The organism is Catenovulum sp. 2E275 (genome assembly GCF_025515275.1).
In the GTDB taxonomy this organism is placed as follows: domain Bacteria; phylum Pseudomonadota; class Gammaproteobacteria; order Enterobacterales; family Alteromonadaceae; genus Catenovulum.
In genome coordinates this window covers 1-16,793 of the sequence record NZ_JAOPFU010000065.1, presented here as the reverse complement: position 1 = coordinate 16,793, position 16,793 = coordinate 1, and the positions used below count along the sequence as shown (strand labels likewise).

The 16,793-nt window shown below is 38.8% G+C and carries 18 protein-coding genes; 10 read left to right on the top strand and 8 right to left on the bottom strand.

Annotation, left to right across the window (positions count from 1 at the left end):
- Window positions 1-137 precede the first annotated feature (137 nt).
- The 6 genes from N7931_RS18035 to N7931_RS18010 all read right to left on the bottom strand — a co-directional run bounded on the left by N7931_RS18035 (window position 138) and on the right by N7931_RS18010 (window position 5,292).
- A complete protein-coding gene (locus tag N7931_RS18035) occupies window positions 138-1,334 on the bottom strand; it encodes a mechanosensitive ion channel family protein (RefSeq protein ID WP_262795745.1) in 1,197 nt (398 codons plus the stop codon).
- A gap of 74 nt (window positions 1,335-1,408) precedes the next feature.
- On the bottom strand, window positions 1,409-2,227 hold the full coding sequence (locus tag N7931_RS18030; RefSeq protein WP_262795744.1) for a hypothetical protein: 819 nt from the start codon (window positions 2,225-2,227) through the stop codon (window positions 1,409-1,411).
- Between the two features lie 47 nt (window positions 2,228-2,274).
- On the bottom strand, window positions 2,275-2,727 hold the full coding sequence (locus N7931_RS18025; protein WP_262795743.1) for an NfeD family protein: 453 nt from the start codon (window positions 2,725-2,727) through the stop codon (window positions 2,275-2,277).
- A gap of 28 nt (window positions 2,728-2,755) precedes the next feature.
- Window positions 2,756-3,691: an SPFH domain-containing protein gene (locus N7931_RS18020; protein ID WP_262795742.1), complete on the bottom strand. Its 936-nt coding sequence runs from the start codon at window positions 3,689-3,691 to the stop codon at window positions 2,756-2,758.
- Between the two features lie 332 nt (window positions 3,692-4,023).
- On the bottom strand, window positions 4,024-4,326 hold the full coding sequence (ubiK, locus tag N7931_RS18015; RefSeq protein WP_262795741.1) for a ubiquinone biosynthesis accessory factor UbiK: 303 nt from the start codon (window positions 4,324-4,326) through the stop codon (window positions 4,024-4,026).
- Window positions 4,327-4,392: 66 nt separating this feature from the next.
- Window positions 4,393-5,292, bottom strand: coding sequence for a DMT family transporter (locus N7931_RS18010; RefSeq protein WP_262795740.1), 900 nt, complete (start codon window positions 5,290-5,292; stop codon window positions 4,393-4,395).
- 204 nt (window positions 5,293-5,496) lie between these two features.
- On the opposite strand from N7931_RS18010, the gene N7931_RS18005 reads away from it, so the two are divergent.
- The 3 genes from N7931_RS18005 (at window position 5,497) to N7931_RS17995 (ending at window position 10,149) form a co-directional block, all read left to right on the top strand.
- Window positions 5,497-6,564, top strand: coding sequence for an efflux RND transporter periplasmic adaptor subunit (locus tag N7931_RS18005; protein ID WP_262795739.1), 1,068 nt, complete (start codon window positions 5,497-5,499; stop codon window positions 6,562-6,564).
- Window positions 6,557-9,655, top strand: coding sequence for an efflux RND transporter permease subunit (locus tag N7931_RS18000; RefSeq protein ID WP_262795738.1), 3,099 nt, complete (start codon window positions 6,557-6,559; stop codon window positions 9,653-9,655). The genes N7931_RS18005 and N7931_RS18000 overlap by 8 nt, the downstream gene beginning before the upstream one ends.
- A gap of 74 nt (window positions 9,656-9,729) precedes the next feature.
- A complete protein-coding gene (locus N7931_RS17995) occupies window positions 9,730-10,149 on the top strand; it encodes a hypothetical protein (protein ID WP_262795737.1) in 420 nt (139 codons plus the stop codon).
- An 18-nt stretch (window positions 10,150-10,167) separates the two neighbouring features.
- On the opposite strand, the gene N7931_RS17990 is transcribed toward N7931_RS17995, so the two are convergent.
- Complete coding sequence (locus tag N7931_RS17990; protein ID WP_262795736.1) at window positions 10,168-10,719, bottom strand: lipocalin family protein; 552 nt, start codon at window positions 10,717-10,719, stop codon at window positions 10,168-10,170.
- A 137-nt stretch (window positions 10,720-10,856) separates the two neighbouring features.
- On the opposite strand from N7931_RS17990, the gene N7931_RS17985 reads away from it, so the two are divergent.
- From N7931_RS17985 to N7931_RS17970, 4 genes are all read left to right on the top strand, one after another.
- The gene (locus N7931_RS17985; RefSeq protein WP_262795735.1) at window positions 10,857-11,366 is read left to right on the top strand and encodes a YgjP-like metallopeptidase domain-containing protein; all 510 of its coding nucleotides are present in this window, start codon (window positions 10,857-10,859) and stop codon (window positions 11,364-11,366) included.
- Between the two features lie 202 nt (window positions 11,367-11,568).
- Complete coding sequence (locus N7931_RS17980; RefSeq protein WP_262795734.1) at window positions 11,569-11,889, top strand: hypothetical protein; 321 nt, start codon at window positions 11,569-11,571, stop codon at window positions 11,887-11,889.
- Window positions 11,879-12,229: a HipA N-terminal domain-containing protein gene (locus N7931_RS17975; RefSeq protein ID WP_262795733.1), complete on the top strand. Its 351-nt coding sequence runs from the start codon at window positions 11,879-11,881 to the stop codon at window positions 12,227-12,229. Before N7931_RS17980 ends, N7931_RS17975 begins: the two co-directional genes overlap by 11 nt.
- A complete protein-coding gene (locus tag N7931_RS17970; protein WP_262795732.1) occupies window positions 12,216-13,214 on the top strand; it encodes a HipA domain-containing protein in 999 nt (332 codons plus the stop codon). The genes N7931_RS17975 and N7931_RS17970 overlap by 14 nt, the downstream gene beginning before the upstream one ends.
- A gap of 236 nt (window positions 13,215-13,450) precedes the next feature.
- On the opposite strand, the gene N7931_RS17965 is transcribed toward N7931_RS17970, so the two are convergent.
- On the bottom strand, window positions 13,451-13,693 hold the full coding sequence (locus N7931_RS17965; RefSeq protein ID WP_262795731.1) for a DUF3297 family protein: 243 nt from the start codon (window positions 13,691-13,693) through the stop codon (window positions 13,451-13,453).
- 200 nt (window positions 13,694-13,893) lie between these two features.
- Here N7931_RS17965 and pepB point away from each other — a divergent pair, with 200 nt between their 5' ends.
- The 3 genes from pepB (at window position 13,894) to N7931_RS17950 (ending at window position 16,701) form a co-directional block, all read left to right on the top strand.
- On the top strand, window positions 13,894-15,174 hold the full coding sequence (pepB, locus tag N7931_RS17960) for an aminopeptidase PepB (RefSeq protein WP_262795730.1): 1,281 nt from the start codon (window positions 13,894-13,896) through the stop codon (window positions 15,172-15,174).
- A 571-nt stretch (window positions 15,175-15,745) separates the two neighbouring features.
- Window positions 15,746-16,099, top strand: a complete 354-nt coding sequence (locus N7931_RS17955; RefSeq protein WP_262795729.1) for a hypothetical protein — start codon at window positions 15,746-15,748, stop codon at window positions 16,097-16,099.
- Between the two features lie 119 nt (window positions 16,100-16,218).
- Window positions 16,219-16,701 (top strand): hypothetical protein, encoded by a 483-nt coding sequence (locus tag N7931_RS17950; RefSeq protein WP_262795728.1) that lies wholly within the window; start codon window positions 16,219-16,221, stop codon window positions 16,699-16,701.
- The last annotated feature ends 92 nt before the right edge of the window (window positions 16,702-16,793 follow it).

The window sequence follows — 16,793 nt, the reverse complement described above, 5'->3', positions numbered from 1 at the left end:
CGCACAAAAAAATTCTCGTTAGAAACCATGTGGAATTATAAGGTTAAATAATTCAATTAGTTAGAATACACCTTAACCCGAGTTGAGGTTAATTAAAAGCTAAACAGGGTTAATTGATATTAACCCTGTTTCATTTTTTAAGCTGATTTAGCCTGTTTTAACTCACCAAACTGAAAAACCCGTAAACCAAAATATTTGGCGACACAATATAAATGGTCAAATACATCAGCCTGAATTTTTTCGTATCTAAGCCATTCGGTTTCGGTAAAACAATATAACTCCAGTGGTAAGCCATGCTCAGTTGGCGCAAGCTGGCGGCACATCATTAGCATGTCATTACGAATTTCTTTTTTCTCTTTTAAATAGGCTTCAATATAAGCTCTAAATGTACCTAAATTAGATAAACAGCGGTTTGATGGCAATTCATCTTTAGTCGCAATGCTTGCACCATCAGCGATTTTATCGGCTAAGTATTGTTTTAATAACGGATGATCTTTTAATTTTTCGTAGTTTTCTTGGGTTAAATAACCAACACTGTTCTGGTCTAAATAAAGTGCACGTTTGATTCGTCTTGCGCCAGTTTCCTGCATTCCGCGCCAGTTAGTAAAACTGTTTGAAACTAAATCATAAACCGGAATTGAGGTAATAGTTTTGTCGAAGTTTCTGACTTTAACAACGGTTAACCCCACTGAAATGACATCACCGTCAGCTTTGCCTTTTTCAAATACAATCCAATCACCTACTCTCACTAAACGGTTAAGCGATAACTGAACACCAGCCACAAACCCTAAAATAACGTCTTTAAATATTAATAAAACCAAGGCCATAGCGGCCGAAATACCGGTTAATAAAGTGAGCGGCGATTTATCAAAAATAATCGAGACAATAAAAATGGTGGTAATTAAATACACCAGCAATACCGCAAGCTGGCGAATATTATCAATTGGCAAGGTTCTAAGTGACTCAACCTCATCAAAAATATCGCGGATGGTATTAATAATTGCCAAAATTACAGAGGCAATAACCAGTGTAATCGCAATGCTAATCACATGGCCAAAATCCTGCGCAACATGCTCTGGCAGATCAAACAATAAATAAGTTAATTTTTCAGCAGCAATAACCGGCACTATCAGCAAAACTCGGCTGATAAATTTATTTTCGATTAATAAATCGTCCCAAGTATGATTGGTTTTGGTGATAGCTTTACGCAACACAGGTAAAACAAATTTAAATGCGACTAGGCTTAAAAACAAAACCGCCGCTAAAATCACCCCGATTCGGGAAAGGTAAAAGGCGTGGCCTTGGGTGGGTAGAAAATCTAATAAATCTAACAAGCTAAACTCCACTAAACAGGCATAAAAAAATGGCAGCTAATTTTAACTGCCATTTATTGAAGTTTAAATACAACTTAGCCTTTTTTATAGGCTTGTGCTGCCTCTTTAATTTGTGGAGCAGATTTTTCCATAATTTGGTTAATTACTGCGGTTACACCATCAATACCAGTTTGCAGATATTTTTTACCGCTATCAGTTACTAAATAATCAGTGTATTGATTAATTTGCTCAACTGATAAATCTTGATAAGTGTAATGCGACATTAAAATCATTTGCTGCCATAACATTGGCTGAATCATGCCTTTTGCCTGAGCAACTGCATCTTCAACTTTTGCCATGTCAGGATTGTCACTAAACTTTTCAATGCTACTTATAGTTGAACTCATAATTTGTTCAACCATATTCATGGCAGCGTCAACTAACTTGCTTTTTTCAACAAAGTTTTGCACTGCTACAATGCGTTCTTGTGTTGGTGGCTGAGTTTGAAAACTAGCTGCAAACATTTGAATTTCTTGCATATTAGCAGGATCAGCAGCTTCTAACTCGGCTTTAGCAATTTGTGAACCTAAATCTGAATCTAACCAGCTTTTAACTTCTTTAAGCTCAGCTACACTCATTTTGCTGTCAAAAGTGTCAACTAATGTTTGTTTAATCTCATGCTTATCAACATTATTGCTTAAGATTTGCATAACAGAGTCAACTGCTTGCGGATCTTTCACATAAGGCTTTTGCTGCATAGCCTGAGCCTGAAACTGCGCAGGTAAAGATTCAAGAGAGGTTGTTAAACCTGATTTATCAACAATTTCATTAATCAAACTTGCTTTATCCGCAGCCATTGCAAAGGCAGGTAATAAAATAGCAGCTAGACTAAATGCTCGTAGAGTTTTTAACATTGTACATTTCCTTTTAGTACGTTTTTAAATAGTGAAGTCGATTGGGGTTATACCGCTTTAACCCAAAATGTACCGACTTCTGCTTTTACAACTTCAACTTCTGTATTCGCCAAAATGTCAGATTCACTTTTCACTTTCCAAGTAATACCTGAGTATTTATATTGACCAAAATGATGCTTTGAAATGGCTTGTTCGGTAACAAAGCGAACTCCAACAAAATCATTTTTAGCAGGCGATTGTTCAGTTTGGTTTTGTAACTTTTTAAACGGTTTCCATAAAATTAAAGCCAAAATACTGCTTAAAATTGCATTGGCTAATAATACAGCTAACCAAGTTTGTGGTAACAGTCCAACCCAGCTTAAAACGCCAGTAATCACTAACGAGATACCAACAAAAAACAGAATAAAAGTTGCAAAGCCTAATATTGCGACTTCAATTGCCAATAAAATAATACCCAGAGCAATTAAAACCTCAGAAAAATGTTCGCTAATAAAGTTCATATTTTTATCTCTGTTTTGTTTACTAAGCCTACTTATTATTCAGCACATTTAAAATACTGGTCGCCTGAGCAACAACATTAGCAACTTCAGTGCTGCCATCTGGTAATAAAACAATGCTGGATTCTTTGGCAATTGCTTGTTTTGCGGCAATGGCTTTGGTTGCCAGATCTAACTGAATGGCTTTTTGACCATCTTCTGTTGCTGCGGCTTCACCCACAACTCGTAGCGCCTCAGCCTGAGCATCGGCAACGGCTAAAATGGCTTTTGCTTCACCTTCGGCTTTTAAAACCTGCTCTTGTTTTTCTGCTTCGGCGGCTAAAACGCGTGCTTGTTTATCACCTTGGGCGATATTAATAGCAGCTTGTTTTTCACCGTCTGATTCTAAAATTTTTGCCCGACGTTCACGCTCGGCTTTCATTTGCGATTCCATCGCTTCCATAATAGTGCCAGGAGGTGTGATGTCTTTAATCTCGTAACGTAATACGGCAACCCCCCATGATTCAGCCGCTTCGTTAATTGAACTAACAATTTTTGCGTTGAGCATATCGCGCTCTTCAAAGGTTTTATCTAAATCAATTTTACCAATTTCAGAACGCATCGTCGTTTGCGCAAGCTGAGTTACAGCAAATACATAATCTTCTACACCATAAGTCGCTTTGTATGGGTCAAGCACCCGAAAATACAATACGCCATCGACCGTTAAGGAAATATTATCTTTGGTAATTGCCGCTTGGCTAGGTACATCAAACGCTTGCTCTTTTAGCGAACGATCTGCTGCGACTTTATCCACAAATGGAATAATAAAATTAAGACCGGCTTCTTTGGTTGACTGGTATTTACCAAACCGTTCGATAATCCAGGCCCGGTTTTGCGGCACAAATTTAATTGATGATTTAAGGGTAACTACAACAAATACAAACAGTGCAAACTGCACAGTTAAAATATATTCAAACACTAAATCCATAACGCTATCCTCTTTGATAGTAAAGCTAAATTTAATTCAGCTTGGGATGCCAAACGGCAAAGACATAATATGTCACAAATCCATTAAAGCACTGCTTGTTTAAAAAATCCAACACTTTTTAGCATATTATTTACAAAAAGATAAGCAGATTAGTCATACGATATTGATATTTTTTGATTTAAATTAAAGCATTAGCTTTTAATTAAGTGGCGGGGGGAACAACAAGGGATAGTTAAAGAGAATAAACAGTGGAGAGGTTAAGCATGATGATTAGCAAAAATGCAGGCTAGCCTAAACAGCGCCTGCATTTTTAAAGATGGCACGAGTATAGATTATTCGCTGTCTTTATTTGGTAATTGCTCTGGTTGTGACTGCGCTTGCTCAGTTTGCCCATTAAGCTGAGTTTCTAGTTTAGCTACAACTTGTTCTAAGTCGGCTAATTTTTCGCGGGTGCGCATTAATACTCTGGTTTGTACATCAAACTCTTCGCGGGTCACTAAATCCAGTTGAGCTAATTTGTTTTGAATAACCTGTTTGGTTTTCCCTTCCATATCGTCAGCAAATTGCTTAACACCCGGCGGTAAAGCGTCTGAAATTTGTTTTGCAATATCTTCAAGTTTTTTAGCGTTAATCATAATCTTTGTCTGCTGTTGAAAATTAATCCTGAAAGTGAGTTCGATTGTAGCATTGAAACCGAACAATTATGAATTTTTTCGTTTGGCGAGCGAATAAATGCCAACCAATACAAGTAGCATACCTAAGGCGTGCCATAAGGTAAATTCTTCCCCTAATAATAAAATGGCAAAACCTGTGGTTAAAACCGGTCCTAAACTGCCGGAAATTGCCGCTTTATTTGCGCCAATTTGGGCTATTGCTGCGTTCATTAAAAACGACGGAATAACCGTTGCAATCACCGCAATAGCAAATGCCAGTGCAATAACTTGCCAAGGTTGCGCTAAATTACTGATTGGCTGAGTGACCATAAAATGAATAAAAATAATCACACTGGCAGCCAGCATGGCAATACAGGTAAACAATTTGCTGCCGTATTTACTGCTATATTTTTGACTGCCAACCACATAAAAAGAAAAGCTGAAACTACTGGCTAATACTAACAAAGTCCCCAAAATAATGGCATCGCCATATAAGGTGAGATCGTGCGCAAAAATAAGCAACAATCCCAAATAAGCAATGCTCAGCGCAATGACTTCGGCTGCTGTAATCCGCCTTTTTTGCCAGATTAAGTTAATAATTAATACAAATGCCGGATAGGTGTATAGCACCAAACGCTCGTAATGCGCGCTAATATAATGCAGCGCTTCTAAATCCATCCAACTGGCGGCGTAATAACCTAAAATTCCTAACACTATCATACTAATCAGGCTATTTGAGCTTATTTTAGGAGCGTTTTCTGTGCGCTGTTTAAGGCAAGCAAACAATACAAAAACATAAAACGGCAATGCAATCAGCATTCGCCAAGCTAATAAAGTAGTGGTATCAACCCCATATTGATAGGCGTATTTAATAAAAATAGATTTACTGGAAAATAAGGCGACAGCAAAAAACGCCAGTAAAAACCCCGAATTAAATAATGTTTGCATAATTAAAAGTGAGCCGCGCTAATTGATTTGATTAGAGTAAAACGTTAAAAACAAACAAAAATAAGGCCAACGTTTTAAGTTAATTTATTTCGCTTTACAGTATCTTTACATTGAAATTGATTAAACTTTTAGTCTAAATCACTTATAGTTTGTCATAATTTGTCAAAGACTTTCAGCCGTTAGCTTGTTTATCTGGAATTATCCATGCCACAGTTATTAAAAAGTATTTATCTCATTTCAGGTTTGTTATTAATAACCGCCTGCACCGAAGAAAAACAACCAACCGCCAGCGTATCCAAAATAAAAGAAGAACCGGTTTTAACTCAAGCCGTTAGTATGCATCATAAAGCCGTTAATATACAGGCGGTTGGCACATCAAGAGCGTTAAAATCTGTTGTTTTGTATCCAAGAATTAGCGGCATTATAGAGTCGATGAATGTTCAGGCCGGAGAAATGGTTAAAGCCGGAAAAAACCTGATTGAACTGGATGCAAACGAGCAAACGTTATTAGTTAAACAAGCCGAAATTAGCCTTGCCGATGCACAGCGAACCTACAAGCGTTATCAGGCGGCAGTCACCAGTGGCGGCGTTACTCAATCTATGCTGGATGAAGCCAATACCAATTTAGCCAGTACTCAGGTTGCATTTAACCGAGCTAAAGTTTTACTCGATTACCATTTTATAAAAGCGCCATTTAGCGGGCATTTAGGGTTAACTCAGCTTGATCCTGGTGCTTATATTGATACTCAAACCCCATTAGTCAGTTTAGATGACAGAAGCAGCTTATTAATTATGTTTGAAGTAGCCGAGGCATTTTATGGTCAACTCAAAATAGGCCAGCAGGTTGAAGTTGCGCCTTGGCAAAATGCAGCTCAAATTGCACAAGCCGAAGTAGTTGATATTGACAGCCGGGTTGATCCGCAAAGCCGAACCTTTACCGTGCAAGCCAAATTAAATAATCAGGCTGATTTATACCGTCCGGGGATGAGTTTTAAAGTCATGCTGAATTTGGTTTCTGGTCAATATCCACTTGTGCCGGAAACCGCACTGCAATGGGGTGGCGACGGTGCTTATATTTGGAAAATTGACAACGGCCAAGCCAAACGTATGCCTGTTGTTGTTGTGCAAAGATTAAAAGGTGAAATTTTAGTTGAGGCCGATTTACCGGTTGGCACATTAGTCGTTAAAGAAGGCATTCAGCGAATGCGCGAAGGCATGAAAGTTACTGATGTTTCAACTCAAGTTCAGCAAAGGTTATTAGGCAATGAGTGAAATAATTAAAGACGATTTAGCCTCGCTAAGCGTTCGCCGACCCTTTTTAATTTTAGTTATCAATCTTTTAATTGCGCTGGCAGGTATTGCCGCATTAAGCCATGTTGAAGTGCGCGAATTACCGGATGTTGATCAGCCCGTTGTATCAGTTAGAGGCGTATTACCGGGAGCAACACCAGAAACAATGGATGCAGAAGTCACCAGCATAATCGAAGGTGCCGTTGCACGGGTTTCTGGAATAAAAAATATTCGCTCATCGAGTGAAGAAAATAACTTTAGGGTACACGCCGAATTTACCGCCGATACAGATTTAATGACAGCCGCCTCAGATGTACGTGAAGCAGTTAATCAGGTGCAGCGTGAATTACCAGACGATGTTGAGCAAATCAGCGTAGTGAAAGCTCAGGATGATGCCAGACCGATTATAAATATTGCCGTTACCAGCCAACATTTAAAAGAAGAAGAGCTAACCCGCATTATCGAAAAAGATATTGTGCCTGAAATTATCGGGATTAACGGTGTGGCGGATGTTCCTTTATTTGGTGCGCGGCAAAAAGTATTACACGTTGTCATCAACCCGCTTAGACTCGCTAGTTATGGTTTAACCGTTAATGATTTAGCCAATGTTTTATACGACGCGCCGCTGGATGTTCCTACCGGCAGTTTTAAAGCTCAGGATCAGGAATTATTGGTTCGCGCTAACGCAACAACGGTTACTGAAGAACAAGTTAAAAATATCATCATTAAAGATACCACCCGAATTGGTGATGTGGCTCAGGTTTATTTTGGTCCAGAAGATGTTGATTCGCTCGTTTATTTAAATAAACGCCCGGTGATTGGTTTAGGTGTGATTCGTCAGGCGCACTCTAATACCATAGAAATTTCAGAACAGGTTAATAAAGTTGTCGAGCGATTAAATAAAAAATACGACAATATTCAACTCACTATAACCGAAGACAGCGCAATTTTTATCGAAAGTTCGGTAGCCGAAGTTTTATCCAGCTTAGCCATGACCATTATCATAGTCGTTGCATCGCTTTGGTTATTTTTAGGTAATTTACGCGCAACCTTAATCCCAAGTACCGCAATTCCACTTGCACTAATAGGCACTTTAGCCGGTATTTGGTTAATGGGGTTTTCCATCAATATCACTACATTATTAGCCATTGTACTGGCCACCGGCCTAGTGGTAGATGATGCCATAGTCGTATTAGAAAATATTCAAAGAGTAAGCGCGCAAGGTTTAAAACCAAGAGCCGCGGCAGTATTAGGGACAAGACAAGTTATTTTTGCGGTTATAGCTACCACCGCCGTTTTAGTTAGCGTATTTGTGCCAATTGCGCTGATTCCGGGATCGGCCGGTAAAATGTTCCGCGAGTTTGGTTTTGTGCTGGCCTGCGCTGTGATTATTTCATCATTTGTCGCTTTATCAATTGTACCGGCAATGGCGGCTCGTTTTCCGCTGGCTAAACCCAATAAATCTGACCACCCCAATCTTTTAGAACGCTTAGGTTTAGCTCTGGCTAAGGTTTATATGAACTCGGTTCACTTTGTTTTAGACCGAGCCATTTTATTTTTTGTTTTAGCATTAGTTTTAGCGGCAACGGCTGGTTGGATTTATCCAAAATTAAGCAATGAGCTTTTACCAAGCGAAGACAGAGGCGTACTTTATGTTGACGCCACCGGCCCAGATGGCGTGGGTTTAAATTATATTGGCCGTCAGGCAGAACAAATAGAAGCGATTGCAGAACCGTATTTGGAACAAGGTTTAATCACAGATATGTTTACCACGGTTGGACGGTATGATCCAAACCGCGCTCAGGTCATGTTACCTTTTGTACCTTGGGAACAAAGAAGCATCAGCCAACAACAAGTTCAGGCGGAGTTAAATCAACAACTGAGTTTAATTCCGGGTGCAAGAATCAGAGTTAGCAGCCCAAATAGCTTAGCGATTCGAGGCAATGTTGGTGGCATTGAAGTGGCGCTATTAGGCAACGATTATCAACAAATTTATGCTGCCACTTTAGCTATGGTCGATGCAATAAACGAGCAAAGCACTCATATTACTCAACCGGATATTTCGTATCGCCCAACTCAGCCACAATTGTCACTTGAAATAGACAGACGCAGAGCAGCTGATTTAGGCATATCTTTAAGTGAAATCGCCAATACTTTACGCGCCGTAGTGGATGGTTGGGATTTGGTCGATTTAAGCATTGCCGATGAATCAATTCCGATTATATTGGAAACGTCCTCAACCCGAGTTTCATCTCCGCAGGATTTAGCTAATTTATATGTATCCAGCGCATCGGGTCGCCAATTACCTTTATCCAGCGTTGTCGAAATGAAAGAAAACAGCGTCGCCGCCGAGCTAGATCGCCACGCCCAGCGCCGCGCAATTGAAATTAGCGCCAATTTAACCGAAGGTTACCCGCTGGCCGATGCAATGGCAGAAATGCAGGCGATTGCCGAGCAAGTTTTGCCGGATGATATTCACATGATATTTTTAGGCGAAGCACAAACGCTGGAAGAAACCTCAAACGAGGTCGCCTTTACCTACGCAATTGCGCTATTAATTGTATTTTTAGTGTTATGCGCCCAATTTGAAGGGATTGCCAGCGCAATAAATGTTATGACAGTTGTGCCTTTTGGGTTAGCCGCAGCAATTTATGCACTTTGGCTTACCGGCACCAGTGTTAATATTTATTCGCAAATTGGCTTGGTTATGCTAATTGGTTTAATGGCGAAAAACGGCATTTTAATGGTCGAATTTGCCGACCAGTTAAGAGACAAAGGCTACAATATTCGCCAAGCCATTGAGCAAGCAGCTAATGTGCGCCTGCGCCCAATCGCCTTAACTATGGTTTCTACTGTATTAGGCGGCCTGCCACTTATTTTAAGCTCAGGCGCTGGTGCAGAAGCGCGTAGCGCAATTGGTTGGGTTATGTTTGGCGGTTTAGGCTTGGCAGCATTATTTACATTGTATTTAACGCCGGTCGTGTATTTAGCAACCGCTAAATTCCATAAACCGAGAGGCCACGAACAACAAGCGCTTGAAGCTGAGTTAATGTCGGTTAAAGAAATTCATTAACTCTTCATATTTTTTTCAGGCAATTCATTCTATTTGTAGTAAATTTAAAGAAACACTAAATTTAAGGACAATATATGAATGAATTGCAGTTTGAAAAGCTAAAACAAACAGCGCACCCAATTGTAATTCAGTTAACTGAAAAACTGATTTGGCAACCAGATAAAAGATTTGATGCCCTAGTTGCAGAAGTCCCAAAACCAATTATGGCTCAGGTTAAAAATGAGCTATCACAAGTATTTACCGAAAACTGGGATAAAAAAACCATTCGTAAAGCACCACAAACCATTCGCCGTGGTGCAGGGTTATTTGCCCAAATGGAAAACCGCCAGTTATTATTTAGCAACCAACCCGACAATCAACAAGCAAATATAATGGCTGCTTGGTGGCCGTGGGGGCCAGATGCACCAGCCTCACTCAGGTTATTTATTGCAGATCCACAAACATCACAACCAAAAACTGGTTGGCGTGAAAAGCTAAAAGCGATATTTGGTTGAGTTAGGAAAAACCTCAACTTAATCTGCGCATAAAGTTAATAATTGAGTCCAGATTATGTTTTGAGTATTAAAACCGGCTAACTCAGCTTGCTTAATAAAGTCCTGCTTTATTTTTTCAGATACATCCGGCTGGCGAGCCAATAACCATAAATAATCAGTATTCGGGCCTGAAACAAACGAATATTGGTATTGGCCGTTACTTAACGGACCTAACTCAAAAATAACATAAGCGCCATAAAACGGGCCAAAAAACGACACTTTTAAATGGCCTTTGTTTTGCTCACCAACAAATTTAGCAACGCCTTCGGCTTGCTCCCATTTGTTATCACATAAATTAAGACCACGGTTAATTACCTTAACCGAACCATCTTCATTTAACTGATACTGAGCCGTTACTTGAGTTAAGTTATTTTCAAAACTATGCGGCAGACGAGCGATCTCATACCATTGCCCTAAATAAGGTTTTAACTTAAACGCGTCAACAGGCGTTATATTTTCAGGCACATTAGTACAGCTAAATAGCAAAAAACATAAAGAGAGAATAAAACTATTCAGTTTTAATTGATTCATTAGGCAATCCTTTATCTGATTTTAATTAATCTTATACCGGTAAATTAAGCAGACGGATTAGTTATCTAGGATTCATTTTAATTTGGGCTTTAAATTAAAGTAAAATAATCCAATTACAGCAAACCATAGGTTATTAAATGTCGGCTCCAAAACTTATTTATCTTGCGCATTACCCGCAACATTTACAATCCAGTATTAATCATTTACTTGCGCAAGATAAATTAGCTGATTATTTACGTAATAAATATCCAAATACTCATCAAATAAACTCAGATTCTGCATTGCGGGATTATACCTTAGCGCTCAAAAATCAATATTTAAAACAATCATCGCCGCTGAGTCAGGTTAAATTTGATAATAAAATTCATGTGGTTAACAACGCACTTGGGCTGCACACCTATAAAAAACAAATACAGGGCAATAAATTAAAAAGCAAAAACGAAATTAAAATCTCATCGACTTTTAAAAACGTACCAGAGGCATTTTTAAATATGATAGTGGTACATGAACTTGCGCATATTAAAGAAAAAGAGCATAACAAAGCGTTTTATAAACTCTGCGAATATATGCAACCAGATTACCACCAGCTTGAATTTGATATGCGGGTTTATTTAACTCATTTAGAGCAGGTAGGAGAGGTTTATTAAATTTAATCAAATTAGATTTATTTAAAATAATAAAAATCATAAATGATTACAAAAATACATAAAAAATCTTACATGATTACAAATTAAAGTTTAGCTTTTAAAATAATCATATCCGATTATTTTTTAGTTTGAAAAGTTCAACTTAATCATATAGTGTTATATTTAAATTAAATTAATCTAAAATGATTATTTGAGCTAACCAATGAATGAATTTAGTTTAGTAAATCAAATAGAGCAGATAGAAACATTATTATCTGCTCTCAAACAGCAAACAGGCCAGCAGTCTGCTCACTCTCGAAACCAGTCTTATATTCAAATTCATCAGCTAAAAACAATGGTCAGCCAGTATTGCAAAGACAATCAAATTAACCTAAACGACTTTGCTTTACTTGCCAATATTGGTAGAGCCACATTAACCCGCACAATGCAGGATCCGGGTAATAGCAATATAAAAAGTATTGAAGCGATATTAAATGTCATGGGAAAACAGCTTTATATAGGTAACATAAATAATGAAAGCTAGTCGCAAAGGGTTAATTTATTGCAATGGTCAGTATGCTGGCTGTATTTCTGAATTTAAAACAGATTTAACCGGTGGCAAAGATAGTTACTTATTTGAGTATGACAAAGCTTATATTTTGACAGGTGACCCTATTGGTCATGCATTTCCTTTTAATAAAACTCAGTATCAATTTGATTACCTACCACCATTTTTTGAAAATATGATATCAGAAGGCTGGGTAAGAACTCATCAAAGCCAAATTGGTAAACTGGATAAACAAGATTCATTTGGTCTGTTGCTCGCCAATGGCAAAGACATTATCGGCGCATTATCTGTGGAGCCTGTAGATGTTAATATGTAATGGAACCCTAAAGCCAGTTCAAGCAAATCAATTTGAAGGGCGTTATAGCAAAACTCACCTTAAAAAAATGTTTGCTTTAAATGCAATGCCAATAAATGACCTTATGATTAAGGGTACAGCGGAAGAAATTGAACATTTAGCACCCCAATATGTAAAAGGAAATTCTGTTTCAGGTGTCCAGACTAAATTATTAATGTCGCTTGAAAACGGCCGTTTAGTGCCCAAACAAACGGGTGCTCAATATATTGTAAAACCTGCCCCAAAAAACTTTAAACACTTACCAGAAAACGAACTTGCGATAATGAGACTGGCGCAAGCCGTTGGTTTTAATGTAGCTGAATGTTCACTTGTCCCATTTGAAAATGGCGAACTCGGATATGTTGTTAAGCGTTTTGATATTCGCCCTCAAGGCGACCGTTTTTTAATTGAAGATGCCGCATCGCTTTGCAACATACACCCGAAGAATAAAGGTTCTGATGAGCTTTCTTATGAATGGACATTAAAAAAATTATTTATCGCCAGCGGACATAATAAAGCCGTGTTGTTAAATGGATTCAGGCAAGTATTATTTGCCTATTTGGTTGGAAATAACGATCTACATTTGAAAAATTTTTCTTTATATCGGGAACCAGGTTGCCGCAGTACAATAATGCAAAATTTTACTCCGCTATACGATATTCTAAGCGTTGCGCCTTATCCAAATTATGCCACCGAATATTTGTCTTTATCTTTGTTAGAATCAGAAACTCAAGGTGATTTTTCAAAGGCTTATGACAACTTTGGTTATTACACAAGCGAAGATTTTGCTTTGCTTGCCGAAAACATTGGGCTTGGTTTTAAACAAGGACAAATTTTCAGTCAAAAATTAGTAGATACAGTAGAAAACAAATTTAAAGATATTCTAAACCGCAGCTTAATGCCTGAAAATATAGCAAATGCGGTACAACAAAGAATTGAATTTGGGATTAGGGCAATGCGTTTATAGCTTTTATGCTCAGTAAGCGATTAAAGCTAATATGGCCGATAGGCAAATAAATCACCCGAAACGAGTACCTTTTTCATTTAATTTTGATGAATTCAAATTTTTACTGTAGATCGGCGTTTACGCCGTTAAACTGCAATATTCAACGGCGTAAACGCCGAACTACAAAGTGCGCTCAAACATTCAAAACTTTATTGAAACGGTACTAGACAGCTTCGGGCAAGGCAAATGATTCGCTGTTATTTATAAAAAGCTTCTACTGTGCCTTTTAATTTAATTAATAGCGGCTGGCCTTTGCGGTCTAATGCTTTTGGAGATGGAATTTTAACCCAACCTTCACTTATGCAATATTCCTCAACGTTAGTACGCTCTTTGCCATTCACTTTAATCCCAATTTCATGGTCAAAGCACTCTTTTACAAAAAACTTGCTGCGAGAATCGCTAGAAAGACGATCGGGTAAAGCTGGTTTATTATCGCTCATTTGAAAACCTAAACTAAAAAATAAAAGTGCGTCATTGTAGGTAATGACAACCAGCCAAACAAGTCATTAGCGCATTTAAAGTAAAGAAAATAGCCAGTTATATTCTCAACTCTTTTTTACAATAAAATCAAAATAGGTAGCTGGTTTGCAGACAAAATTGGCGTATATTGATTGTATTCATTTTTCATAAAACAAATATTATGGCTAACCAATTACAAGTTTTATTATCAAACGATGCACCGGCCAAACACTGGGCTGACAATACCTTAATCTCAACTCATGCGCGGGGGTTTACCATTCATGCTAATTTTCAGCAATCGGAACAATTAACCGTTATTCAAAGCTGCGCACGTAAAATTCAATCATTTGGGGTAAATTCAGTTCAGTTAACAGGGCAATGGACAATAGAGCAACAATGGGCGTTTTATCAAGGTTTTGTAACGGCAAAACAACAGCAAAGCGTTACATGGTTAACCGAAAATAGCGCAGAATTAGACCAATTAAAAACGGTATTTGATTGGTCTAAAAACTTAATCAACCAACCGCCTAACCAAATTTACCCACAAAGTTTGGCGCAAAACGTGACCGACTTTATCAGCAATTTAGCACCCGATTTAGTCACCAGTGAGTTATTAGTTGGTGAGCAATTATTAGAAAATCAATGGATTGGCACTCATACGGTTGGCAGAGCCAGTATTAATCCACCTTGCATTTTAGTGCTGGATTACAACCCAAGTGGCAATGCACAAGCCGAAATTGATTATGCGTTAGTAGGCAAAGGCATTACGTTTGACAGCGGCGGTTATTCGCTTAAATCGTCAGAGGGTATGTTAACCATGAAATGCGATATGGGCGGCGCGGCAACAGTGGCTGGCGCACTTGCATTAGCCATTTTAAAAGGCAGCCAAAAACGAATTAAACTCATTTTATGTTGTGCTGAAAATTTGGTTGCAGGTAACGCATTTAAATTAGGCGATATTATTGAGTATAAAAATGGCACCAAAGTCGAGATAGTTAATACCGATGCCGAAGGCCGCTTAGTCTTGGCCGACGGCTTAATTATGGCAACCGAGCTAGGGGCAAAACAAATTATTGATGCCGCTACCTTAACTGGCGCTGCCTCTGTTGCACTTGGGCGTGAATATAATGCGTTATTTGCGTTAGATTCATTATTGCTGAATAACGCACTAAACTCAGCGAAACAAAATAATGAAGGCGCGTGGCCACTACCGCTGGAAAAATATCATCAGGATAAATGCCCGTCTCCTTACGCAGATACCGCAAACAGCAGCACAGTTAAAGGCGGTGGTGCAGGCGGTGCATCTAACGCGGCCGGATTTTTATCCCGCTTTGTTAATGAAACCGGCACAGGCTGGTTACATATAGATTTAGCCGCTGCATTTAACCAAAGCGACACCCAATTATTTGCCGCAGGCGCAACCGGTGTTGGGATAAGAAGTATTGCTGGATTGTTGGTTTAGGGATTACCCTCACTCCTGCTTAAGTAGGTCGGTTTAGCGCCGTGGGCGCGTAAGCCGACTTAACCCGATATCAGGAATGAGCGAAAAGCAGATCCTAATTAGCTTTTAGCTGAATGCTGGCTCCCAGACTCAAAGCAGACACCGGATTGACTATTTGAAGATTGAAGACTCCGTACGCCTAATTTTGTTCTGATTAACTCGATAAGTTGAGATTTAGCCATCAATAACCCCTCCGACTCGAACCACTGTTCATTTACACAGTAATAATGGCGATACGCCAAAAACTCAAATTATTTCTCACTTTGTTTTTAACAAGGTATTGGTTTCATGGAGATGATATAAATTAACAGTTTGAATTTATTTTTTATCATAATAAGTTTACATAACGCCCCTATATTTGGCTTGCTTTGACGGTTGGCTTGGTTTCGACCCTAAAAATATTATTGCATTTTATTTAATCTAGAATTAAGTTTATGAAATTATTAATTTAAAACTTCTTAGAATGGTGTTGATAGACTCAATGTTGAAAAGTTCTATACGCACTTCTGATGATTAAGCTGTTAGGTACTACATGAAATTTTTTTGCATAGTTGGACTATTGCTTATTTCGGCTAAGAGTGCTTATGCGGGCGAATGCCCCATAAAAGATGATATTCCCCAAATGTATTCTCTCTTTTTCGATACTGCATATACCAAAAGCAATACAGAACAAGATGGATATTTTGCACGCACACCACCTAAAGTAGATGCAGCTATTGCTTGGTCATGCTTGTTAAAAGCAGCGGAGTTAAATAGCTGTGAGGCAATACATGTCTTAGAACTCTACTACAGGCATGGCTCAGGTGAGAAAGCATTTGGCATTGGAATTGATCTGAGCAAAGCTGAATATTATCTAAAACGCAAACTGCAACTGTGCAAGAAGTAGTACCTAACAAACGGTTTATGATGGGACGCAAAAAGCTTGGCTTGCGCTCCTTCGTCGCTAATTTTAGCCAAGCTTTTTCGCGCCCCATATTGCGGCGTTAAGGCTCTTGGTAATTACGAATGAAAGCCAGTGATTTAATGAAAAAGCTTGAAGCTGATCCTGAATATCAGGAGATGCGAAAGCGTAAAGACCTAGAACTAAAAGAGAGAGAAGTTCTTTTGGCGGCGGACGAACTAGGCCTAATCGAAGAGTTAGCTGAAGCGGGTTACGAAGTCGAATCAGTTTGGGATTTTGTCAACAACAATAATCGCTATGAGTTTCTGCGTAAGTTTGAAGGTGGCTATGCGAGTGCATATTCAATATTAGTAAAGCACCTTGATATTGAGCATCACCCTAGAATTAGGGAGGGTGTTATTCGCGCCCTCACAGAAAAAGACGCTAATGAAACGGCATCCGAAGCTCTATTAGCTGCGTTTTACCAAGAGCAAAACTCAAATCTAAAGTGGGTGCTGGCTAATGCATTGCGCACCGTTTTAACCCGCTCACAAAAGGCGAAGCATCCAGAATACAAGGAAATATATGATGCTAAGAGTCAGCTCTAATCGGGTAGCCGAGGGTATTTAGCCCTCAGCCCCCACAACACCCTGCATGCGGGTCCGCACACGACTAAATGGATTTAGGAGGTAGGGCGACG